The sequence below is a fragment of the Anaerotignum sp. genome, assembly GCF_031981185.1.
Lineage (GTDB): Bacteria > Bacillota > Clostridia > Lachnospirales > Anaerotignaceae > Chakrabartyella.
Genome location: NZ_DALYUL010000008.1, coordinates 9,431 through 32,175 on the forward strand (window position 1 = coordinate 9,431; position 22,745 = coordinate 32,175).

General features: G+C 39.6%; 20 protein-coding genes and 1 tRNA gene. 7 read left to right on the top strand and 14 right to left on the bottom strand.

Features of this window, described 5'->3' with window-relative positions; translation table 11 throughout:
• The 4 genes from RTK36_RS16675 to RTK36_RS06010 form a co-directional block, all read left to right on the top strand.
• The coding region (locus tag RTK36_RS16675; RefSeq protein ID WP_442871337.1) for a hypothetical protein at window positions 1-131 on the top strand (131 nt) is incomplete at its 5' end.
• Entirely contained in the window at window positions 128-769 is a 642-nt protein-coding gene (locus tag RTK36_RS06000; protein ID WP_312045252.1) for an ABC transporter permease, read from the top strand. The genes RTK36_RS16675 and RTK36_RS06000, both read left to right, overlap by 4 nt.
• 4 nt (window positions 770-773) lie before the next feature.
• Complete coding sequence (locus tag RTK36_RS06005) at window positions 774-1,373, top strand: ABC transporter permease (RefSeq protein ID WP_312045254.1); 600 nt, start codon at window positions 774-776, stop codon at window positions 1,371-1,373.
• 26 nt (window positions 1,374-1,399) lie between these two features.
• A complete protein-coding gene (locus tag RTK36_RS06010) occupies window positions 1,400-2,293 on the top strand; it encodes an ABC transporter substrate-binding protein (RefSeq protein WP_312045256.1) in 894 nt (297 codons plus the stop codon).
• A gap of 166 nt (window positions 2,294-2,459) precedes the next feature.
• Here RTK36_RS06010 and RTK36_RS06015 read toward each other — a convergent pair whose 3' ends face one another.
• The 6 genes from RTK36_RS06015 to RTK36_RS06040 all read right to left on the bottom strand — a co-directional run bounded on the left by RTK36_RS06015 (window position 2,460) and on the right by RTK36_RS06040 (window position 7,768).
• Window positions 2,460-3,146 (bottom strand): methyltransferase domain-containing protein, encoded by a 687-nt coding sequence (locus tag RTK36_RS06015; protein ID WP_312045258.1) that lies wholly within the window; start codon window positions 3,144-3,146, stop codon window positions 2,460-2,462.
• A gap of 30 nt (window positions 3,147-3,176) precedes the next feature.
• On the bottom strand, window positions 3,177-3,953 hold the full coding sequence (locus RTK36_RS06020; protein ID WP_312045261.1) for a ZIP family metal transporter: 777 nt from the start codon (window positions 3,951-3,953) through the stop codon (window positions 3,177-3,179).
• A gap of 24 nt (window positions 3,954-3,977) precedes the next feature.
• On the bottom strand, window positions 3,978-4,592 hold the full coding sequence (locus tag RTK36_RS06025; protein ID WP_312045263.1) for a TetR/AcrR family transcriptional regulator: 615 nt from the start codon (window positions 4,590-4,592) through the stop codon (window positions 3,978-3,980).
• A 168-nt stretch (window positions 4,593-4,760) separates the two neighbouring features.
• Window positions 4,761-6,122: an MATE family efflux transporter gene (locus tag RTK36_RS06030; RefSeq protein WP_312045265.1), complete on the bottom strand. Its 1,362-nt coding sequence runs from the start codon at window positions 6,120-6,122 to the stop codon at window positions 4,761-4,763.
• Between the two features lie 78 nt (window positions 6,123-6,200).
• A complete protein-coding gene (locus tag RTK36_RS06035) occupies window positions 6,201-6,668 on the bottom strand; it encodes a MarR family transcriptional regulator (RefSeq protein WP_312045267.1) in 468 nt (155 codons plus the stop codon).
• 224 nt (window positions 6,669-6,892) lie between these two features.
• A complete protein-coding gene (locus tag RTK36_RS06040; RefSeq protein WP_312045269.1) occupies window positions 6,893-7,768 on the bottom strand; it encodes a LysR family transcriptional regulator in 876 nt (291 codons plus the stop codon).
• A gap of 121 nt (window positions 7,769-7,889) precedes the next feature.
• Here RTK36_RS06040 and RTK36_RS06045 point away from each other — a divergent pair, with 121 nt between their 5' ends.
• On the top strand, window positions 7,890-8,870 hold the full coding sequence (locus RTK36_RS06045) for a YeiH family protein (RefSeq protein ID WP_312045271.1): 981 nt from the start codon (window positions 7,890-7,892) through the stop codon (window positions 8,868-8,870).
• Window positions 8,871-9,089: 219 nt separating this feature from the next.
• Here the strand turns inward: RTK36_RS06045 and RTK36_RS06050 are convergent, their stop codons facing one another.
• Window positions 9,090-9,485 (bottom strand): RidA family protein, encoded by a 396-nt coding sequence (locus RTK36_RS06050; protein ID WP_312045273.1) that lies wholly within the window; start codon window positions 9,483-9,485, stop codon window positions 9,090-9,092.
• A 363-nt stretch (window positions 9,486-9,848) separates the two neighbouring features.
• Between RTK36_RS06050 and RTK36_RS06055 the strand changes: the two genes are divergently transcribed.
• A complete protein-coding gene (locus RTK36_RS06055; RefSeq protein WP_312045275.1) occupies window positions 9,849-11,270 on the top strand; it encodes a WG repeat-containing protein in 1,422 nt (473 codons plus the stop codon).
• 381 nt (window positions 11,271-11,651) lie between these two features.
• On the opposite strand, the gene RTK36_RS06060 is transcribed toward RTK36_RS06055, so the two are convergent.
• The 7 genes from RTK36_RS06060 to RTK36_RS06090 form a co-directional block, all read right to left on the bottom strand.
• Window positions 11,652-11,725: transfer RNA gene (locus RTK36_RS06060), tRNA-Arg, on the bottom strand.
• Window positions 11,726-11,877: 152 nt separating this feature from the next.
• Complete coding sequence (gene glmM, locus RTK36_RS06065) at window positions 11,878-13,227, bottom strand: phosphoglucosamine mutase (protein ID WP_312045277.1); 1,350 nt, start codon at window positions 13,225-13,227, stop codon at window positions 11,878-11,880.
• A 21-nt stretch (window positions 13,228-13,248) separates the two neighbouring features.
• On the bottom strand, window positions 13,249-14,517 hold the full coding sequence (locus RTK36_RS06070) for a CdaR family protein (RefSeq protein WP_312045279.1): 1,269 nt from the start codon (window positions 14,515-14,517) through the stop codon (window positions 13,249-13,251).
• Window positions 14,514-15,368, bottom strand: coding sequence for a diadenylate cyclase CdaA (gene cdaA, locus RTK36_RS06075; protein ID WP_312045281.1), 855 nt, complete (start codon window positions 15,366-15,368; stop codon window positions 14,514-14,516). Before cdaA ends, RTK36_RS06070 begins: the two co-directional genes overlap by 4 nt.
• Window positions 15,369-15,950: 582 nt before the next feature.
• Window positions 15,951-17,408, bottom strand: coding sequence for a lysine--tRNA ligase (gene lysS / locus RTK36_RS06080; RefSeq protein ID WP_442871338.1), 1,458 nt, complete (start codon window positions 17,406-17,408; stop codon window positions 15,951-15,953).
• A 104-nt stretch (window positions 17,409-17,512) separates the two neighbouring features.
• Window positions 17,513-17,989 carry a transcription elongation factor GreA gene (gene greA, locus RTK36_RS06085; protein WP_312045285.1) on the bottom strand — a complete coding sequence of 159 codons (477 nt, stop codon included), beginning with the start codon at window positions 17,987-17,989 and terminating at the stop codon, window positions 17,513-17,515.
• A 142-nt stretch (window positions 17,990-18,131) separates the two neighbouring features.
• A complete protein-coding gene (locus RTK36_RS06090; RefSeq protein ID WP_312045287.1) occupies window positions 18,132-19,085 on the bottom strand; it encodes a hypothetical protein in 954 nt (317 codons plus the stop codon).
• Between the two features lie 440 nt (window positions 19,086-19,525).
• On the opposite strand from RTK36_RS06090, the gene nifJ reads away from it, so the two are divergent.
• Window positions 19,526-22,745, top strand: a 3,220-nt coding sequence (gene nifJ / locus RTK36_RS06095; RefSeq protein WP_331654970.1) for a pyruvate:ferredoxin (flavodoxin) oxidoreductase, incomplete at its 3' end; no start/stop codon positions are given.

Here is a 22,745-nt window from a genome sequence, read left to right on the forward strand (position 1 = left end):
AGCTATTAATTGCTTCACCCACCGGCTATGTTATCGTATTAAATGATAATAATACAGTAGCCGGACTAATCACAAAAACCAGTATGGCGAAAGCCATGGGCGAAGCTCTTTGGGGGGAGATGACGCAATGAGTTATATGGAATTTTTTACAAAGCATTCCAATGAAATCCTCACCGCTGTGATTACCCATATTGAGCTTGTGTTCATATCCGTATGCATTGGTGTCATTGTGGCGGTGCCCGTTGGCATTATCCTCACCCGTCATAAAACTGCGGCTAAATATGTTTTAACCGCTGCAGGGGTGATTCAAACAATACCCGGTCTCGTCCTATTGGGAATCATGCTAATCTTAATGGGCATCGGGAAGCCACCCGCAATTGCGGCGCTCTCTCTGTATGCTATACTTCCAATTCTAAGTAATACCTATACGGGTATTCTGGAAGTGGATGGACATTGTATTGAAGCCGCAAGGGGTATCGGCATGAGCGGCATGCAAATTCTTTTTAAAGTAGAACTGCCCCTTGCTATGCCGGCAATCATCGGTGGCTTGCGCCTATCCACAGTATACATCATCAGCTGGGCAACTCTTGCAGGTATGATAGGTGCAGGTGGCCTTGGCGATATGATTTGGACGGGACTTTCTACCTATGAAACAAAATATATTCTTGCAGGGGCAATTCCCGCTGCAATTATGGCTCTCCTGGCAAATACACTGATTGGATTCATCCAACGTGTTATGACGCCCCGAGGCCTAAGACTTGGGAGGTGAAAAAATGACTGATTTATTTTCCCTGACTATACAGCATATGGTTCTTGTTTTAATCGCCATCGGATTTTCCACAGTAATCGGAATATTCCTTGGTATCATCTCATATTGGGTACCCTATTTGGATAAAATAATCCTTTGGGTTGTGGATTCCTTGCAGACAATTCCCTCATTGGCACTTTTAGCCATCTTGATGATTTTTTTTGGTCTTGGCAACGTAACTTTAGTGATTGGACTTATTCTGTATTCTCTTCTTCCTATTGTCCGTAATACTTATATTGGGTTGACAGGAGTACCTCCTCACTTAAAGGATGCGGCAAGGGGTATGGGGATGTCGAAACTGCAACGTATGATTAAGGTGGAACTGCCCCTTTCATTCCCCCTGATCTTTTCAGGAATCAAAATCGCCACTGTTACAGCATTATCCATTGCGGTAATCGGCGTACTCATTGGCTCTGGCGGTCTTGGTTATCCTATTTATCGTGGGATTCAAACCATGAACTTCTCCGCAATTATGAAAGGGACTATTCCGGTAGTCATTATGGCGGTTGCCTTCGACTTTTTTATGTCTAAGTTTGAGCATAAACTGGTGAAACGTGCAAAATAATATTATTTTTTAGAGGAGGAAAGCATATGAAAAAGAAATTACTCTCTTTGGCTATTGCCGTTACGGCTGTCTTTTCCATGGCATTGACAGGCTGCGGCAGTAAGGATACTGTTGTCATCGGTTCTAAGGATTTTAGCGAGAATATCATTCTTGGTGAAATTCTTTCTCAGCTGATCGAAAACAAAACAGAATTAAAGGTTGAGCGTAAGCTGAATATGGGTGGTACCTTTATCAATTTTGAAGCACTGAAAAAGGGCGATATTGATATTTACTCCGAGTATACTGGCACAGGTCTGACTGCCCATTTGAAAATGGATGTCATCACCGATCACCAGGAAGCTTATAACGTGGTAAAAGAGGAATTTAATAAACAATTTGATATTTCTTGGATGGAGCCTTATGGTTTTAATAATACTTACGCTATCGCTGTCACAAAGGCAGCGGCAGATAAATACCATTTGGAAAAATCCTCAGATCTGAAAGGTGTATCCGAAAATCTAGTTTTCGGCGGTGAAAACGAATTCTTTAATCGCGAAGATGGATTTGAAGGCTTCTGTGATATGTATGGTGTTTCCTTTAAGGGCGACCCCAAAATGATGAATGTATCCTTAAAATATCAAGCCATTGGCAACAATGATATGGATGCAACCGATGCCTTTACCACCGATGCAGAAATCAAAAAATATGATCTAAAGGTATTGAAAGATGATCTAAATTTCTTCCCCCCATATTATGCAGCTCCCCTTGTGCGTAATGATACCTTGAAAGAACACCCAGAACTAAAAGACGTGTTAACTCTCATGGCAGGACAAATCAATGATGAAGAAATGACAGAACTGAATTATCAAGTTAATGTGGAACAGAAAAACGTGGAAGAAGTAGCCTCAGATTTCTTGAAAAGTAAAGGTTTGATAGACTAAACCCCTATCCACTCAATTTTGTGGCACCTAAAAAGACATGATAAAGCTATTTTCTGATAGAAATCGGTTAGACATTCTGTTCTTAAAATATGTCAAAGAAACACAAACTTCTTTATTCTATAAAAATAAAAACCCGTTGCTGGGATTTGACTAGCAACGGGTTTTTTTATTTACCTTTTATGCAAGTAAAGGAGGCCATTGCTCCCACACAATTTAATTGCACTTGGTCATACATTTCCTGCAATTTACCTTCTAGGCTTTGTTTTGTCTCAAAGGGCGGGGTAAAAAACCCTTTTGGTACATAAAACCTCTCAATAAACCAATCGGTTCGTTTCCGTTCTCCCTGCACGTAAAAACAGCCACAGAAAATTCCTTGGGGCTTTAAAACGCGAAAAATCTCCTTATATGCCCCTTCTTTATCAGGAAAAGCATGAAACCCATTCAGGGATAGCACCAAATCAAAGGTTTCATCAGGAAAATTCAACGCCCCCACATCCCCCTGGCAAAGGGTAACATGATGAAAATGCATAGCATCCGCTCTGTGTTGCGCCCGTGCCATCATTTCCTTGGAATAATCCAAACAGATAATCTCTGACTTTTGTAGTCTTGCATAAATAGGCATAGTCAAAATTCCTGTACCTACAGGCACTTCCAGCATTTTACCCGAAAAGTCTGAAGGAATTCCCTGAAGAGCCAATTGTAAATACCGGTTATTTTCGTCTTGGTTCATTCCCCATATCATCTTGCATACAGTTTTTCCCAAAAAAGTAGAGCAGGTAATCATACCATCGTAAAAAGTGTGCCCACCTCCCATGGTTTTATAGGCATTTCTTATTTCATCATTTCTAGGCAAGCGTTATCCCCCCTTTGATGATTTTTTACATCAGCCCAATGCTACATCCAGCACCATCATTAGCGCAAAGCCTAATGCCGCACCAATCGTACCAATATTGGAATGCTCTCCCCCTTGTGATTCCGGTATCAATTCCTCAATGACCACATAAATCATGGCACCTGCAGCAAAGGCAAGAAAATATGGTAATATAGGTATTACCTGCTTTGCCAACAAAATAGTAATCACTGCCCCAACAGGCTCCACCACGCCGGAGCCCACGCCATATAAGAAAGCCTTTTTCTTGCTGGCACCTTCATTGCGCAAAGGCATAGATATAATTGCCCCTTCGGGAAAATTTTGTATTGCAATGCCTAACGCCAAAGCCAAAGCGGACATCATGGTGATATTAGTGCCCCCCAAAATTGCCCCTGCAAAAGTAACACCAACAGCCATTCCCTCAGGAATATTGTGTAGGGTTACAGCAAGCACCAGCATTGTTGTTTTAGAAAACTTGCTAGATACGCCCTCTGGTTTGTCACTATCCAAATGCAAGTGAGGTATCACAGTGTCTAATATTAATAAAAACCCCACACCCAACAAAAAACCGATCAATGCAGGTAACCATGAAGGACCCTTTTGTTCTCCCGCTAAATCAATGGCAGGAATCAGCAATGACCATACGGAAGCAGCTATCATGACTCCCGCCGCAAAGCCCAAAAGCAATTTCTTGACCTTTTCATTCATTGCATCTTTCATAAAAAATACCATTGCCGCACCCAATGAGGTACCCGCAAATGGAATGAGCAAAATCATGAATTCATTCATCCAACATCACCTTCCAATCTATGTTTACTTATCCAGTAAAAGCTGGTTCCAGCAAGCTGTCATACATGCAACCATAGCTTCCAAATTCCGCCCTGCTTTCTCCTCTAATTTTTCATGGGAGACCAGATGAACAAAAAGATTCACTTGGGTATGGGCGAACCAGTGCAGCATATATTCTGCTGGTTTTGGCACATTTTTTTGTCTACAAACATCATCAGCAATAAGACGGTATTTTTTTTCACTCATCTCTACAAATTGCTCCTCTGCATGTTCAAACTTGGAGCCTCTGGCTTTTGTTAACAGAAGCTGGAAAGCATCATAATTTTGATAAATGCAATGGAGCATTTCCTTGGCACATGCCAAGTCTTCAGAATTCTCTCTCCCCGGATTATGGTAATCCTCCTGATTTAACTCTTTGTCAAAATGCTCATTTAATATTTGATTTAGCTGGCTCAAAGGTTTTTCCACGATGGAGGCAAATAAATCCTCTTTGTTCTCAAAGAAGAAATATAAAGCACCTGTGGTAACCCCTGCATTTTTACAAATATTGCGTAGGGATGCCTGAGCAAAGCCTTTCTCCAAAAATTCTTTCCTTCCCCACTGAATCAACTGCTCTTTTGTTTCTCTATCGTTTTTCAAAGGAAACCTCCTCATACATAACACTGTTATCTACGCTATTATAGTATGCTTTTTTTGCTTTTTTGTCAAGAGACTGGCAAAATAAAAAATACTGATAATTTTCAAAATGTACAGCAGCTACACTTTGCATTTATCAGTATTTTCTAAAAAATTTCAATAAATAGTTTTTTATAATACAGCGGAAAGATACAAACTTTCTTCTTTCTTTTTATTACGAAAAGCAAGGATTCCAATTAATGCAAAAGACAAAAAATCTGCCACGGGTTGCGCCAAAATCAAGCCGTTTAAGCCCCAACTTGCTGTAAAAATATACACAATGGGTATAAAGAAAAATCCCTGCCTGCCAAGGCTTACCAAGCTGCCTTCCATTCCCTTTCCCATTCCCAAAAATTTTGTAGTAAATACATATTGAAAGCCAGCAGTTAAAAACACACAGGCTTGCAAAACCAATACCTTCACGCCAATGGAGACCAGTAAGGGATCATTTTTACTAAATGCTTGTATCAAGGGAACCCTGAATAAAAACATTGTGCCGCTGGCTAATAAACAAAAACATGAGGTCCACAAAAGCATAGTTTTGGTTGCATCCTGCATGCGTTTATAGCTTTTTGCTCCATAGTTAAAACCTACGAAGGTCTGATAGCCCTTTAAAAATCCCATAATGGTCATATAGCCAAAGGTAGTAATCCGATTAACTATTCCCAACGCCGCAATAGCCGCATCTCCGTATGGAGCAGCAAGATTATTGGTGATAGAGAGGGCAACGCTGCATAAAATCTGAAAAATGCAGGTAGGAATGCCAATTTTGGCAATCTGTATCAGAAGCTTCTTCTCAATGTGCACATTTTTTAAGGAATAGTCTAAGCTGCTTTTTTTCTGAAATAAATATAGTAAGTAAGAAGAAAGAGAGAGCAATCTGGAAAGCAATGTAGCAATAGCCGCACCAAAAACCCCCATATGAAAAACAAAAATAAGCAAAGGGTCAAGGATAATATTTCCTAGGCCGCCAAGAAGCATTGCACGCATGGAATAAATGGGTGCACCTTCGTTTGTAGTAAGGTTACTCAAGGTCACATTAACTACATTAACAATAAGTCCCATAATAAAAGGAATTGCATACTCTCTGGCATAAGGAAGCATTGTTTCCGTACAACCTAATAGCCGTAATAACGGATTAATTCCTGCAAGCATAATACCCACAAACACAATAGCAGAAAGAACAGCTAGGGCAAGGGCAGTGGATGCACATTCATCCGCTTTCTTCTTATCTCCATTTCCCAAGAGCCTGCTTAAATAACTGCCTGCACCACTGCCAAACAGTAAGCCAACCCCCAGCATCACGAGTCCAACAGGAAACACTGCCGCCACTGCCGCCTGTTGGGATGTGCCTAATGTGCCCACAAAATAAGCATCCACCAAGTTGTATAATGAAGAAACCATCATCCCAACCATGGTGGGTATTCCTAGCTTTATCAACGCCTTTGGTACTGGTGCTTGGGAAAGCAAAACCATATTTTTGTTTGTATCCATTTCTTCTACCTCCATTATGTTTAGAACTTATACTATATAGCATCTATACTGTTAGTCCAAAAAGAAAAGCCGAATAAATCAGCCTTTCTTTTCCTTCGTGTTTAGTTTTCTATCTAAGAATGACTCACAGCCTTTGAGGAAAGTTATCATATAATCTTGATACTCCTGGGGCATATCATTCAGCATCTTCATAAATTCCGAACCCGATTCTTCATGATATTCTTGATGAACGCAAAATGAAATTTGGCCATCCTTTGTTAGATTCAAACATACCTCTGTATCCGAATTTGGGGATACATGCTTTGAAACAAAGCCCTTTTCCACCAACTTATATATCATCTGAGATGCTGCACCTTTTGTAACACCACGAAGTTTTGCCAGCTCGGTCACATTAATATCAAGCTTTTCTCCGATGATTACAATGGTATGAATTTCTGCTTGAGTCAAAGGCTTATCCGTACCATAGCAACGTGCTCTTTTCTCAAACTGCATGTATTTATGCATCACTCGTTCGCTTAAGCGAGATACGTCTCGATAATCGTGCACTACCTCACCTCCCATTTGTATAGTTACTATACTGTATTATATCTATATACATAAATTTGTCAATACTCTTATTTCAATTAAACGATTTTTATTCTCTTACAAGCTTATATATTATTTGTCAGTAAAAATAACGTGTAACTACAGATTGCTTTTTTGGTTTTTAAAGGAACAGCAAGGCAATGGCAGCAAAATTTTCAACTCTCCCTTCTCTCCCTTAATATTTTTCAATATGAATTGATTAAATGCTCTATAAATTGACTCATTTTTTGAGTTATATATTTCTTTTTGTGATAGGCTATTTTAAAATACCTAATAAACTCTATCCCATCAATTGCTGAGGTATATAGAGTCTTATTTTCAAGCTCCTTCAAAACGCTTTTTTGGGAGATTACCGAAATGCCCAAATTGTTCTCAACGGCATTCTTTATGGTCTCCGAATTATTGCAAACCCAAGATGCAGACCAACTGATACTGCTCGCCGCCATTTTTATTTCAAAGAGCCTTCTGGTACCACTACCTTTTTCGCGGATAATAAAATTTTCCTTCTCTAACTCATAGGGATATACCAATGCCTTTTGTGAAAAGGGATGCTCCTTCCCGCAGATTAAAATAAGCTCATCCTGCAGAAAGGGTTTTATGGTGATATCAGGTGAAAGAATTTCTCCCTCCACTAACCCAAAATCCACCTCGTTATTTAATATAAGGGATTCTATCACTGTTGTATTATCCTCAACAACCTCAAAGTTTGTAGTAGGACTTACATTTCGAAAAGACTTCACCAGTTTTGGTAAAATAGCAGAGCCTACCGTTACGCTGGCTCCAATTCGAATTACACCGCTTTCCGACAAAGATTTTATATTGGCTTCTGCTTCCTCCGTCATTTTAGTAATATGTCTAGCATAGCTCAGTAGCTTTTTTCCTGCATCAGTAAGATAGATCCTTTTGGAAAGCCGCTCAAATAGCTTTGTGCCGTAATATGCCTCCAAGTCAGAAATTGCCTGACTCACGGCTGACTGGGAAATATACAGTCGCTCCGCTGCTTGGGTCATATTCATAGTCTCGCAAACTTCTATAAAAATTTTAAAATGCCTTAACGTCATAAGTTGCCTCCTATACATAAGCTTTTACTTATCAATATTATCTTATAATAATATTTTAATTATTATAATACAAGAGGTATAATATAAACAGTATAAAATTGAAAAAAGGAGAAGAACAAACATGGTAAAAAGAAAAATTGGGGGAATCCTTCTTGCCGGCGTAATTGCTATTCCTGCATGGTTGATCGGCAAGGCATTTCCTATCATTGGAAGCCCTGTTTTAGGAATATTATTCGGTATGATTCTGGCTTTCTGGAATCGACCCACTCACTTTAACGAAGGGATTCAATTCACATCAAAAAAAATACTGCAATACGCAATCATCCTTCTGGGTTTTGAAATGAACTTATTTAATATTTTTAGTGTTGGTAAGCAAACCTTATTATTAATGGTGTTTACCTTATCGGCAGCATTTTTAACCGCTTATTTTGCAGGAAAGTTACTCAAGTTAGACGGAAACACAAAAACGCTGATTGGTGTTGGCTCTGCCATTTGTGGCGGCTCTGCAATTGCGGCAACAGCCCCAGTCATTAGCGCTAAAGATGAAGAAATCGCTCGTTCTATTTCTACAATCTTTCTCTTTAATGTAATTGCGGCGTTTCTGTTTCCCGCTTTGGGACACCTGTTTGGAATGAGTGACCATACCTTTGGTCTCTGGGCAGGAACCGCAGTCAATGATACCTCTTCCGTGGTTGCTGCAGGCTATGCTTTCAGCGATACCGCAGGAAATCTCTCTGTAATCGTGAAGCTTACAAGAACGCTGGCCATTGTTCCCATTACCCTTATTCTTGCAGTCATTACTTCAAAAAAGAATGCGGGAGAAAATGCAAATTACAGTATTGCTAAAATATTCCCTTGGTTTGTCCTTGGTTTTCTGGGTGCATCCGTATTGAATACATTCTTGCCCATTCCAAGTGATGCAACTCATTTTCTGTCGCAAGCTGGCAAATTTATGATTGTCATGGCTATGGCCGCAATCGGGTTAAACACAAATATTATTAAGTTAGTGAAAAATGGAGCTAGGCCTATATTTCTAGGTTTTTTGTGCTGGCTTTCCGTCTCCGTTATCTCCTTGGCGGTGCAGTATTTTTTTCATATCTAATAAACTATAAATACATTGAACCTCGTTAATTCTTTTAACCATACAATGATAAATGAATTAACTTTCTAAAAAGATTTAAGCAATATTGCCTCAATGATAACATGACGCACAATTGAAGTAAAAAAGAGCTTGGACAAATTGTCCCAGCTCTTTTTTATTCATATATGTAGGCACGCAGAAACATGTATAGTAATCATGAATCCTTTGAGTCTAAAAAGTTCATCCTGCAGCCCATATCTCTATTTCAATTTTTATGGTATCCAATCCTAAAGCATTTACATAAGCAATTGTCATAGAAGGAGGAATTTCTCCAAAAAACCCACAATATATTTTATCGAAATACTCCCAGTCAATTTCTTCTTTTGACCATATATTTACCTTAATTACATTGTCTGGCCCCAAATCCACACTCTTAAGTAAATTTGATATATTTATAAATGTATTCTTTACTTGCTGATTAAATTCAGCAGGAATATTGCCACCTAAATCTGCTCCTATTTGCCCTGAAAATGTATAAAATGTCGCACTTGGCTTTATTTTTGTTATATGGGTATAATTACCCACCTCTTTGCTTACTCCCGTTGAAGATAATCTCGTAACAACATGATTATTCATTTTCATAACACCCTTTCTCTATTGGATAAATAATTTCTAACACAGTATATCAATGCCGATATACAGTATCCACTGCTAGAAATTCATTTATCAAAAATAGAGATGGAATGCTTGTTTTTTATTAGACTACTATTGATTAAAACCATTCTCATTCCCTTCCCCCCTTTTAAAGTATTATATGAATAACCTCTCCTACAGTCAAGTTGCAAATGCGAATGAAAAAGCAGTACAAAATTCCATTTGTGTCCATTGCAAAAAACCGGATATCTGATGCCCTAATATCACATTAGTTTCTTCCACATACAAAAATCCATGATATAATTGTCGCATAATATGGTAATATATAGAAAAGGAGTGTTCCAAATGAAAAAAAAGAATGTAATACAGTTTTTAATTACTAGTCTATTATTAAGCAGTGGATGTAATTTATTTAGTGAAAAAAATTTATACGCCAGCGAAATTGCTAAATACGAGACAAATTTCAATACAAATTATAAGACTTTACACGGTTTTTCAGAAAATTTAATACCCATTAAAGATAAAAATGGAATTGGATTTATTAACACAAAAGGGAATATAATTGCTTCTCCATCTTGGGAAAGTGCAATGCCTTTCAAAAACGAACGTGCTATTGTATCTAAAAACGGAAAATATGGCCTTATAAATAATCTGGGGAAAATAATTGTTAGTCCTCAGTATACTTTTATGGAAGATTGCGAGAATGGATTGTTTGTCGTTGTCAAGGATAAAGAATTTGGATTAATAGAAACAGACGGGAAAATGGTATTAAATTTAAATTACCAGTGGATATCTACTTTTAATGATGATATGGCTATGGTAAAAAAAGGCGGAAAATATGGATTTATAGATAAAACCGGAAAACTTACTATACCTATAGAATGGGATCGTCTTGGAGTTTTTGAAAATGGACTTGCTCCGGCTGTTAATATAAATAAAAATTTATATGGATTTATAGATAAAAATGGAATTGTGGTTACAAAAGTTGAAGATTATTATTTTGATGACCAATCCAAGAAAAATAAAATAACATATTCACAGTTATTTATGCCATCAGAAGGTGTAGCTATTTATGAAACTGTGGAAGGTGATAACGGATATATTGGAATTGATGGAAAGATTATTTCACCTCCCCAAAAAAGCATTTTATCTTCTTTTAAAAACGGAATTGGAGTAATTCAAAAAAGTAATGGCACATCAACCATGATTGATAAACGGGGAAAAGTAATTGCTAATATTGATGGCTATATCCTAAATAGTTTCAGTTGCAATATGGGCTTTGCAGAAAAAAACAAAAAATATGCCGCGGTTAATACAGAAGGTAAATTAGTAACTGGTTATGTTTTCACCGATTTTAAGGATTGTACAGAAAATTTAGCGGCAGTGAAAACCGAAAAAGGAAAATGGGGTTTTATTAATTCAGAAGGTAAATTGGTAATTGCTGATAAATGGGATTATGTTACACAATTTAACAACGGAACTGCCATTGCAGAAACAAGTAAAGAGGGAAAAATAAAATATGCTATTATTGATACGGATGGAAAGCTTGTTGGAAATAAAACTTGGGACTTTGTAGGAAAATATGAATACGGTGAAAATGCAAATAAGTTCATCCTGGTTAATGAAAATAAAAAGTTTGGGTTGCTTGATAATGTGGGAAACATTTTAATTCCCCCTCAATGGGATAGTATATCCGGTGGATATGATTACGGAAAATTTCTATTACAAGAGAAAGGTGCATATTCTGCAATATCAATAGCTAACTAAAATTAAATTAAATATTTTTTACATTTCTTTTAAAGGATTAGCGTCAAAGCAATTTGAGGACCCCACTTAAAACTTAAAACATCTCAAAATATTCTCAAGGAGCTCCTATTATAATTCTCCTTACAAAAAGCAAAAGAATAGCAAAGAAAAATGCAAAATCGTCTTAATTGGACATTAGGGCGCTTTTGCGTTTTTTAATTCACCTCTTTACTGTTGTATTTCATCAATCCTTTAACTTCCTTTACTCATGTACAATCCAGCGCAAGAAAGCAGATTATATTTTTAAGTACAACTTAAATACTATCAATCTGCTAACAAAACTTCAAGTCAACGAAAAAGGGCTGAAAACCCAAGAAACCTTGAATTTTCAACCCTTTGCGATGTCCCAGACAGGAGTCGAACCTGCGGCCTTCCCCTTAGGAGGGGGACGCTCTATCCAACTGAGCTACTGAGACAAGTTTGTGTGATAAGAACGCTCTGCCAATAGCATAAAAGCGAATCACACTCCGTGATTTCTAAACCTTTTTCTGCAAAGCAGTCCTTTTCTATTTTATGCGTATCCCCTGCTACAGTCAAGTAGTTTTATCCTACAGCAGGGGAATTTTTTTTACTGAAGCTTTTCCTCAATAAAAGCTGCTAGCTTCGTGGCTTCCTTCTCCATTGCTTCTTTGTCCTTGCCTTCAATCATTACTCGCACCAAAGGCTCTGTACCGGAAGTACGAATTAGCACTCTTCCGTCAGAAGAAAATTTCTCCTGCAAAGCCTCAATCGAAGCTTTAATTTCAGGAACCTCCATATATTCATTCTTTCGCGCATTGTTTACACGAGCATTCACTAAAACCTGGGGCATTACTTCCATGGTTTTCGCCAATTCAGAAGCCTTTTTCCCACTGCGATTCATGACAGATAAAAGCTGAATTGCTGTTAAAACACCATCCCCCGTTGAGTTGTAATCCAGAAAAATAATATGACCGGATTGTTCTCCCCCTAAGTTATAGCCTTCTGTCAGCATATTTTCCAGAACATACCTGTCACCTACGTTTGTTTGCAAAACAGATATTTCATTTTCTCGTCCCATTATTGTCAGCCCAAGGTTAGACATCACCGTACCAACAATGGTATCTTTTTTCAATTCTCCCCTTGCCTTCATATCGCACCCGCAAATTGCCAGAATTTTATCTCCGTCAATCAGTTGACCATTTTCATCCACCGCCAAGCAACGGTCAGCATCTCCGTCAAAGGCAAAGCCAATATCAGCGCCATTTTCCTTCACCAATGCCACTAAATCCTCCATATGGGTTGAACCACACTTATCGTTTATATTGGTTCCGTCAGGCTCATTATGTATGATGCAAAGTTGGGCTCCCAGCTCAAGCATCGTTATGGGTGCCGCTTTATAAGCAGCTCCATTGGCACAATCCAATGCCACCTTTATTCCCTGAAAGCGCTCTTTTGTACTGTTTCTAAGGAATGCAATATAATCATCCAGCGCTTCTTCTGCATAGCCTCTGGTTCCTATTCCACTACCCGTGGGACACGGCAAAACCTCCATGCGACTTAAAACAATATTTTCTATTTCATCTTCTAATTCGTCACTCAGTTTATAGCCCTGATCACTAAAAAACTTAATACCATTATATTCTACTGGATTATGAGATGCAGAAATCATTACCCCTGCGTCCAAACGATAGTGACGCACCAGATATGCCACAGCAGGTGTGGGAATTACCCCTGCAAGCACCGCGTGGGCACCAACGGAACAAATACCTGCAACCAAAGCAGACTCCAACATATCACCACTGATTCGTGTATCCATTGCCACCAAAATACGCGGCGCATGCTTCTTTTCTTTCGTCAAAACATATGCCCCAGCCCGACCAAGCTGATATGCCATCTCCCCGGTCAATTCCGTATTGGCAACGCCTCTTACACCATCAGTACCAAATAATCTACCCATTTATATTTCCTCCAAAAAAAATCATTCACTATCGGATGCGTCTACTTCTTGGGAAATCACAACATCAATGTATGCACTCCCAGCCGTTACGCCGTCTGCTAAAGTCAAGGTAATCGGTACCTTATGATGCCCCACAGCAAGACCGCTTACATCCACAGTACCTGTAAGGGTACTCTCATCTATACTATTAATCAATGTGTCATCACCGGTAATTACAACCTTCGCACTGCCGCTGATTTCATAGCTCATTCCACTTTCCCCTTTTAGCACGGTAAGCTGGTTTGAACGGACAACAATCTCACGGCTATTTGCAGCCAATACTTGCACATTTACCTGTATGGTTGGGCTGTTCCCATCTTTAATCGTTACTCCCTCAGGAAGATAGTCTGCCACAGCAAAACTCTTTCTAAGGGTAGCACTGCTTCCTGAAATATCAATATCCGGTAACTGAATATAAATAAGATCCTTCAATTTATCAGGGTTGGCAACCACCTCAATGGTTTGAGGTGTACAAGTTGTTTCCCCCAATTCAAAGCCATCAGCAGGCGTACCAGAAATATTCACCTTAATAGGGATAGATTTTAAACCCAGTGCCCCATATATCACCGTAACCTCAGATGTTCCTAGCTTCACACCCTTCACTTGTGTACCATTGGAATCATAAGGTACCAACTTGGCGTTGAGCTGCACATCTCCTTGAACATCTTGAGCATTAATCACGCCTCGTACCGCTGCAACCCGCTCCACCGTCGACGCAGGCCCTTTCACCCAAACAGTATCCGCACTCAATACAGGGGCAGAATACAAGGCATTCTTGGGAAGTTCACCATTTAAAGAAATTTCAATGGGAAGTTCTTTACTTGCCAATCTTTCTATACTTACCTGAATATTTGCAGGTGCCTTACTCACAACGGTATAACCACTATATCCCCCAAGCATTTCTACCTTCACAGGCAAAGAAACCGTATCTCCAGCCATAGCAGTTTTCAGCTCAGAAAAGTCCACAGAGACCTGAAGCCAATCATTAGACTGATTTAAACGGTCCAAAGAGGTACGTTGGGCCTTGATTTTAATGTTCACCTTTGTTGCGGCAATATCCTCCGCATTTCTTGCTGTTAGTCCTCGGTCTGTCAAAACCTCCATATTGTCTAATGTAATATACTTGGAATAGGTTCTTGTGTCAACCGGTTGATTAATATTAATTACCATAAACCACATGATTGTAGCAATCCCTATGGAAAGCAATTTCCATCCTAAATCTTTCATCAGTGCTTCTTGAAATTTTTTCATTTATCTTGCCTTCCTTTCCAAAAAGAGAGTTTCTTCTTGCCAACTTTCTTGGTTTGTGAAAGCATCGTTCTTAATTGATCAGCAGATAAATCACGGTAAAGAACACCGCCTCTAGCCACGGAAATAGACCCTGTTTCCTCAGAAACAACAATAACATAAGCATCGGAAACCTCACTGGCACCAATGGCCGCACGATGTCTTGTACCCAATTCCATGCTGATTTCATTACTATCGGTTAAAGGCAAAAAACAGGTGGCTGCTGCAACCCGATTTCTGCGTATAATTACGGCACCGTCATGTAACGGCGTATTATGTTCAAAGATATTGATTAATAGCTGACTGGAAATCAAAGCATCAATGGGAATTCCAGTTCTCTCCAAATCCCCCAAAGGTACTTCCTGCTCAATCAGAATTAAGGCACCGGTTTTTACCGCTCCCATTTTGTCTGCAGCCTTGATGATTTCATCCACTGTTCTGGTGGATGCCTTCTGGCTATCTTCCTCATCAGTACGAATGAAATACGAAAAAAACCGCCCTTTTCCCAGCTGTTCCAAAGCCTTTCTAAGCTCCGGCTGAAACACAACAATCACTGCTATGATACCAACAGAAATGGTGTTGGACAATATCCAAATAATTGTGTGCAGCTGCAAAATAGCAGCGATAGCTGCCAAGGCAAGAATGACCAAGATACCCTTAAACAGCACCCATGCCCTTGTTTCTTTAATCCAAAATATAATTTTATAAATAATATAGGCAACAATCAAAATATCTAAAATATCTGAAAAGCCAATAGAAGGCCGAACAAATCCAGTTACTCCCAAATTATCAAATACACCCTTTAAAGCCTCCATAATACACACCCTACCCCTTGGAAATATGACGCTGTTTTCATTATATCATATTAACGTGCCATAAATTCTTAAAAAAAGAGAAAAATACTTGTCCAAATTTCTTGATACAAAAAAATTTATACTTTTGAAAAAAAGCTAAGTTCCTTAAGTTCATAATCTTGTAATTAAAAACTATTTTTATTCTAACCTCTTTCACGTGAAAAATTGGTTTATGAACGTCTTCGCTGATTTTAGCCCTTACGTTTCCATTTTCTTTCACAAAAAAGTTGTGGTAAAAGACATACAGCGCTGTTTTACGCCACTGTATGCATTATAGCATAAATCCATAGAAAAATGTTAAACAAAGTCTATGAAAAAGCCTTCGTAGAAAAAATTCTTATGCCATATTTTATTTACCTTGCAATATTTGTTTCCTTAGGTAAATGCCATATTTATTTAAAAATGATTCACCAAACCCATCAATATCTTAGCCGGTAGTTTTGTCCTGGCTTAATTGCCTGTTGAGAAATAATTTTCAGGAAAAAGTGCAAAAAAAAGCACGGAAACCTTTGCTTTTCGATTACCGCGCTCTCTCATTTACATTTATTTATCAAGGGGTCTCATCGTAGGGAATAAGATTACATCCCTAATAGAAACAGCTTCTGTCAACAGCATAACAAAACGGTCAATACCTACACCCAAACCACCGGTAGGAGGCATACCATATTCCAATGCAGTTAAGAAATCTTCATCAATCATATTGGCTTCATCGTCCCCTGCTTCACGCAACATTTCCTGATACTCAAAACGTCCACGTTGGTCAATGGGGTCATTCAGCTCAGAATATGCATTTGCATATTCACGACCTACGATGAATAGTTCAAAACGGTCAGTATAGTCAGGGTTCTCAGGTTTTCTCTTTGTTAATGGAGATACCTCAACGGGATAATCAATAACAAAAGTAGGCTGAACCAAATTCTTTTCTACAAATTCTTCGAAGAACAGTAACAGAATATCTCCTTTTACATGACGATCTTCAAAATCAATATGGCGTTCCTTAGCCAATGCCTTTGCTTCCTCGGTATCCTTTACTACATCAAAGTCTACACCGGTATATTCCTTAACCAAAGAAACCATAGTTTTTCTTGCAAAAGGCTGACCCAGATCCAATTCATGACCACCATACTGCACCTTTGTTCCACCCAGAACATTTTGTGCAACGGTGCGGAACATTTCCTCAGTAATATCCATCATGCCATTATAGTCTGTATAAGCCTGATACAGCTCCATCAATGTAAACTCAGGGTTATGTCTTACGGAAATCCCTTCGTTACGGAACACACGTCCAATTTCATATACTCTTTCAAAACCACCTACAATCAAACGCTTTAAGGGCAACTCAAGAGCAATACGGCAATACATATCAATATCTAGTGTATTATGGTGTGTAATGAAAGGTCTTGCAGAAGCACCACCTGCAATGGTTTGCAACACAGGCGTTTCAACCTCCAAAAAGCCCTTTCCATCTAAAAATCTTCTAATCTCGCTGATAATTTTAGAACGCTTAATAAAGGTATCTCTAACCTCAGGGTTTACAATCAAGTCCATATATCTTTGGCGATAACGCATTTCTTGATCCTTTAAGCCGTGGAACTTCTCAGGCAGAACCTGCAAGCTTTTAGAAAGAAGGGTAACCTCCTTAGCATGCACAGAAATTTCTCCTGTCTTTGTACGGAAAACAAAGCCTTTGATGCCAACAATGTCGCCAATGTCAAACTTTTTAAAAGCGGCATATTCCTCATCACCAATATCGTTACGGCTCACATAGGACTGCATGTTGCCATTACGATCCTGAATATTGCAAAAGGATGCCTTCCCCATAATACGTTTGCTCATTAATCGGCCTGCAATTGCCACATCTTTGTTCTCCAACTCGTCAAAAGCATCTCTGATTTCGTTGCTGTGATGGGTTACATCAAATTTTACAATTGCAAAAGGATCCTTCCCCTCTGCCTGTAATTGTGCCAGTTTTTCACGACGGATGAGAATTTGCTCACTCAGCTCCTGCTGGGTTAATTCCTTTTCCTGTACGTTTTCGTTTTGCTCTGCCACGTTTCTTCCTCCATTCCCTTTTGGCCTTTGTAATCTGCCAACCTTATAGTTAGTTATCTTTTAATCGATATTATTTCAAAAACAGCCTCACCATCAGGTGTTTCAATGGTGACTCTTTCACCGGTGCTATGTCCCAAAAGTGCCATACCTACGGGAGACTCATTGGAAATACGTCCATTCATAGGGTCTGCTTCTGCGGAACCAACAATGGTATAAGCCATTACCTCATCAAATTCTATATCATGAAGCTCTATCGTTGAACCAAGGCTTACCACTTCGTTGGATACTTCTTCATCGTCAATGACCTCCGCATTACGCAGCATTTTTTCAAGAACGACAATTCTTGCTTCAATCTCAGCCTGTTCTTCCTTTGCAGCATCATACTCCGCATTTTCAGACAAGTCTCCCTGTCCTCTTGCTTCTTTAATCTTTTCTGCCACTTCTTTTCGTTTGACAGTTTTCAAATTTTCAAGCTCTTCCTCAAGCTTTTTCAAACCATCATAAGTCAAAACAACCTTTTTTTCCGCCATGGTCGTTGTCATCTCCTTTTTCCCGGAACTCTCCGCTTTTTTTGGTTTTCCTTGTCAAAATCGCACAAACAAGGAAAAAAGAGGGCCTTGACCCTCAAAATTCATTGATAAATTATATAATACTTAAAGAAGAGTGTCAATGTTAATCCCCCAAATTGTCCAAATCCTCTTTGATTTTCCCAATCTTTACCCGCTTACCCAATGCCGAAAACCCACAAACGGAAAAATCCTTCTGTTTTAAGGCTTGAAAAACCTCTTTTGCCTTTTCCGGCGGATAATTTTCCATCCAAAATCCTTGAAAATCCGTATTTTGTGTAAACGCCCTTGCCTCAGCCCATTTTCCCTCCACTTGCTGTCCATCGCAGGTAAAATAGAACCCTTCTGCCGCCGCTGTGTCCCACCGTCTTTGCAATAGCCTGCGCAAAACAGGACGATTGCCCACGGCATCTATGAAAACAGTATACCTTTTTATAATGTGCTCATAACCCGTTTGCTCCATGCCACAAACAATAATGGCATCTGCCTCAGAAAACAGGGGATTTTTGGGAGAAGAAAATACCTCGGTGCGTAATCCTTTTTCCGCAAAAAGTTCTTCTTGTATTTCTTCCAGTTCCCCCATAGTATCTGCAAAAAATGAAAGATGATTCACATAATCTCCCATTCCCGCCAAAACCAAGGGTAACATTTCGGAATCCGTACCGGAAATTAAAAAATGTGCCTCCTCTGGATTTTTGCCCTGCCGCCGCAATGCCTCCGCCGCACCGTCAAAGGCAAATAATGCCGCCAGAATTCGTCCTTTGGCAATGGGCAGAATTTTTTGAGGAAACTCCCCCTCACTAGGAGCAATAATAATTCCGGCACCTTCTGCCGCTAAGGTTTTCACCAACTCCTCAGCTTTCGTTCTCCATGGCACAGACAAACCCTGACCATCAGAAACAGACAGTATTCCTTGCAAAATCCCCTCTTTTTCCTCAATGGTAAAGGGCTTTTTTGATAGAATGTATTTATTACGTAATTTTTCTGTTAAAATATTTGTCCAGCAAGGTAATGTTACCCTCTCCTCCTTTTCTAAAAAGCGAACCTCTGCAATTTTCATATGATATCCCCCTTTTTGCCCTATATATGTATTTGTTGTCATACAATTTGTCTGATTTGTGATTGGTCAAACGCCCTATCTTTCACTGTAATCAACCCCTTTTCTCTAAAAAATAGAAATTGTATATATTTTTGTACAATTTTTTATGCCAATTCCCCGCTACTTTTTGGAATATAAAAGTATAAATAATTTTTTATTTTAATATAATTATATATGTTTTTAATTCAATACAATTACTATATAGTAAAAATAAACAAAAAAATGCTTTTACCGAGGATTTAATGAGTTTTCCAATAAATATTATTGGTGAAATATTGACAATGATATTTATATTCATTATCATCAGCTTAGCAAAGTTTTTCTAATCCTGTACCGGCCAAGCTGGATACAGGCTGAATTATAACTGTATTTTGTATACTGTATATGAAAGGAGCCTACTCATGAACGCAAAAATCATGAAAACTATGGATGGTAACGAAGCTGCTGCGTATATTTCCTACGCCTTTACAGAAGTGGCAACCATCTATCCCATTACACCTTCCTCTCCTATGGCTGAGCATGTTGATACTTGGGCGGCTAATGGCAAAAAGAATCTTTTTGGCCAAACCGTTCGCTTGGTTGAAATGGAATCTGAAGCAGGTGCGGCAGGCGCAATGCATGGTGCATTGGAAGCAGGCACGCTGACTACAACTTATACCGCCTCTCAAGGGCTTTTATTAATGATTCCTCCGATGTATCGTATTGCAGGGCAATTAAAGCCCGGCGTATTTCACGTTAGCTCAAGAACTGTTGGTACCCACGCCTTTTCTATTTTCGGCGACCATTCCGACGTTATGAGCTGTCGTCAAATCGGCTGTGCTATGCTTTCCTCCGCTTCCGTTCAGGAAGTTATGGATTTGGGCGGTGTTGCCCATTTAGCAGCAATTAAAGGAAGTGTACCCTTCATTCATTTCTTCGTTGGCTTCCGTACCTCTCATGAGCTGCAAAAAATTGAAGTTATGGATTATGAAAAAATCGGAAAGCTTATGGATCAGGATGCCCTTCGCAAGTTCCGTAAAAACGCATTAAATCCTGAACGTCCTGTACAACGCTCCATCGTGCAAAATCCTGACGTTTTCTTCCAAAATAGAGAAGCATGTTCTCCTTTTTATAAGAACCTTCCTGCCATTGTGGAAGAATACATGAACCAAATCAATCAAATCACAGGCAGAAACTACAAGCTGTTTAACTATTTTGGTGCAGCTGATGCTGAACATGTGATTATTGCAATGGGTTCTGTTTCCGGTGCCATTCAAGAGGTTGTTGAGCATCTGATTGAAAAAGGTGAAAAAGTTGGTTTCTTGCAAATTCACCTGTACCGCCCCTTCTCTATGGAGCATTTTATGGCGGCACTGCCTGAAAGCGCAAAAATCATTACCGTTATGGATAGAACCAAAGAACCCGGTGCCTTGGGCGAACCCCTTTACGAAGATGTTTGTTCCGCTTTAATGGAAAAAGGCAAAATGCCATTGGTGCTTGCCGGCAGATATGGTCTTTCCTCTAAGGACGTAACCCCCGCTCAAATTGTCTCTGTATTTGACAACATGAAGGGCCCACGTAAAAATCACTTTACTGTGGGTATTAATGATGACGTTAGTATGACTTCTCTCACCGTAGGTGCTGAGCCAGAGGTAACAGATGTATCCACCATTGCTTGTAAATTCTGGGGATTGGGCTCCGATGGTACCGTAGGTGCCAATAAAAACTCCATCAAAATCATTGGGGACCATACCGATAAATATGCGCAGGCATACTTTGAATATGACACTAAAAAATCCGGCGGCATTACAAAAAGCCACTTACGCTTTGGCAATGTGCCCATTCGCTCCAGTTATTTGGTATTTAAGGCAGACTTTGTTGCTTGCCATCAGCAGTCTTACATAAGCAAGTATGATATCGTATCCGAAATCAAACCAGGTGGAACTTTCCTTTTGAATTGTGGTTGGAAGCCGGAAGAATTGGATGCCCACTTGCCCGCTGATGTAAAGAAATATATTGCAAATAACAATATTTCTTTCTATACCATTGATGCAGTGGAAATCTGTCGAGAAATCGGCTTGGGCAACAGAACAAACAGCGTGTTGCAGTCCGCTTTCTTTAAGTTGGCAAACATTATTCCTGCAGAGGATGCTGTTGGCTATATGAAAGCCGCAATTGAAAAATCCTATGGAAAAAAAGGCGAAAAAATTGTAAATATGAACTATGCCGCTGTAGATGCAGGCTTGAGCGGGTTAGTAAAAATAGATGTGCCTGAAAGCTGGAAAAATGCAACAGAAGTGAACAAAGAAGATTTGAAGCGTATTTTGCCCGAATATATTGAGAAGCTTTTGATTCCTATGAATGCACAAAAGGGAGACTCTCTTCCTGTTTCCGTATTCTTAGGCAGAGAGGACGGCACCGCACCTTTGGGTACTTCCGCTTACGAAAAGCGTGGTGTTGCCATTGATGTTCCCCAATGGAATATTAGCAATTGTATTCAGTGTAATCAGTGCTCCTATGTTTGCCCTCACGCATGTATCCGTCCCTTCCTTTTGACCGAGGAAGAAGCAAAAAATGCACCATATGGCTATGAAACAAAAAAAGCCAACGGCGCAGGGGAAATAGCAAAATATCAATACCGTATTCAGGTAGACCCTCTGGATTGCCAAGGCTGTGGTGCATGTGTTGTTGCTTGTCCCGCAAAGGAAAAAGCGTTGACCATGAAACCTTTGGATTCTCAGTTGGTAGAAATGCAAAATTGGGATTATTCTTTGACTCTTTCCTATAAAGAAAATCCTCTGGATAAATATACTGTAAAAGGCAGTCAGTTTGAACAGCCTTTATTGGAGTTCTCCGGTGCTTGTGCTGGTTGTGGGGAAACTCCTTACGCAAAGCTCATGACGCAGCTTTACGGCGACAGAATGTATCTTGCTAACGCAACTGGCTGTACTCAGGCTTGGGGCGCTGCCGCTCCCTGTGTTCCTTACACAACAAATAAAGATGGCTGGGGCCCAGCATGGAGCAACTCTCTGTTCGAAAACAATGCTCAGTTCTCCTTAGGTATGGTTTTGGCTGTAGAACAGCAAAGAGAGCGCTGTGCAATGCAGTTGAAAGAATTGTTGGAGCTTAGCAGCGATGAAGCTTTACAGACCGCCGCAAAGGTTTGGTTTGAGCACTATGACGATGGTCACAGAAGCAAAGAGGATACCCATGCCCTGATAGTCGCTTTGGAAAAAGCAACCGTTCCTGCTGAAGGTGCAGAGTTGAAGGCATTCCTTTTAGATAACAAAGAGCATCTGGCGAAAAAATCCATGTGGATGTACGGCGGTGATGGCTGGGCATACGACATCGGATATGGCGGTTTAGACCACGTATTAGCTTCTGGGGCGGATGTAAACGTATTGGTGGTAGATACTGAGGTATATTCCAATACAGGCGGTCAGTCCTCCAAAGCAACGCCTATCGGCGCTGTTGCACAGTTTGCTGCAGGCGGCAAGCCTACAGTAAAGAAAGATTTAGGCTTGTTGGCAATGAGCTACGGCTATATCTACGTTGCACAGGTTGCTATGGGTGCTAATCCTGCACAGCTGATTAAAGCAATGAAAGAGGCAGAAGCATACAAAGGCCCTTCCTTAATTATCG

What these genes read in the sequence shown, in the direction of transcription:
- RTK36_RS06000 (WP_312045252.1), top strand. Translation starts at nt 128, where the DNA reads ATGAGTTATATGGAATTTTTTACAAAGCATTCCAATGAAATCCTCACC.
- RTK36_RS06005 (WP_312045254.1), top strand. Translation starts at nt 774, where the DNA reads ATGACTGATTTATTTTCCCTGACTATACAGCATATGGTTCTTGTTTTA.
- RTK36_RS06010 (WP_312045256.1), top strand. Translation starts at nt 1,400, where the DNA reads ATGAAAAAGAAATTACTCTCTTTGGCTATTGCCGTTACGGCTGTCTTT.
- RTK36_RS06020 (WP_312045261.1), bottom strand. Translation starts at nt 3,953, where the DNA reads ATGAATGAATTCATGATTTTGCTCATTCCATTTGCGGGTACCTCATTG.
- RTK36_RS06030 (WP_312045265.1), bottom strand. Translation starts at nt 6,122, where the DNA reads ATGGATACAAACAAAAATATGGTTTTGCTTTCCCAAGCACCAGTACCA.
- RTK36_RS06040 (WP_312045269.1), bottom strand. Translation starts at nt 7,768, where the DNA reads ATGACGTTAAGGCATTTTAAAATTTTTATAGAAGTTTGCGAGACTATG.
- RTK36_RS06045 (WP_312045271.1), top strand. Translation starts at nt 7,890, where the DNA reads ATGGTAAAAAGAAAAATTGGGGGAATCCTTCTTGCCGGCGTAATTGCT.
- RTK36_RS06050 (WP_312045273.1), bottom strand. Translation starts at nt 9,485, where the DNA reads ATGAATAATCATGTTGTTACGAGATTATCTTCAACGGGAGTAAGCAAA.
- RTK36_RS06055 (WP_312045275.1), top strand. Translation starts at nt 9,849, where the DNA reads ATGAAAAAAAAGAATGTAATACAGTTTTTAATTACTAGTCTATTATTA.
- glmM (WP_312045277.1), bottom strand. Translation starts at nt 13,227, where the DNA reads ATGGGTAGATTATTTGGTACTGATGGTGTAAGAGGCGTTGCCAATACG.
- RTK36_RS06070 (WP_312045279.1), bottom strand. Translation starts at nt 14,517, where the DNA reads ATGAAAAAATTTCAAGAAGCACTGATGAAAGATTTAGGATGGAAATTG.
- cdaA (WP_312045281.1), bottom strand. Translation starts at nt 15,368, where the DNA reads ATGGAGGCTTTAAAGGGTGTATTTGATAATTTGGGAGTAACTGGATTT.
- greA (WP_312045285.1), bottom strand. Translation starts at nt 17,989, where the DNA reads ATGGCGGAAAAAAAGGTTGTTTTGACTTATGATGGTTTGAAAAAGCTT.
- RTK36_RS06090 (WP_312045287.1), bottom strand. Translation starts at nt 19,085, where the DNA reads ATGAAAATTGCAGAGGTTCGCTTTTTAGAAAAGGAGGAGAGGGTAACA.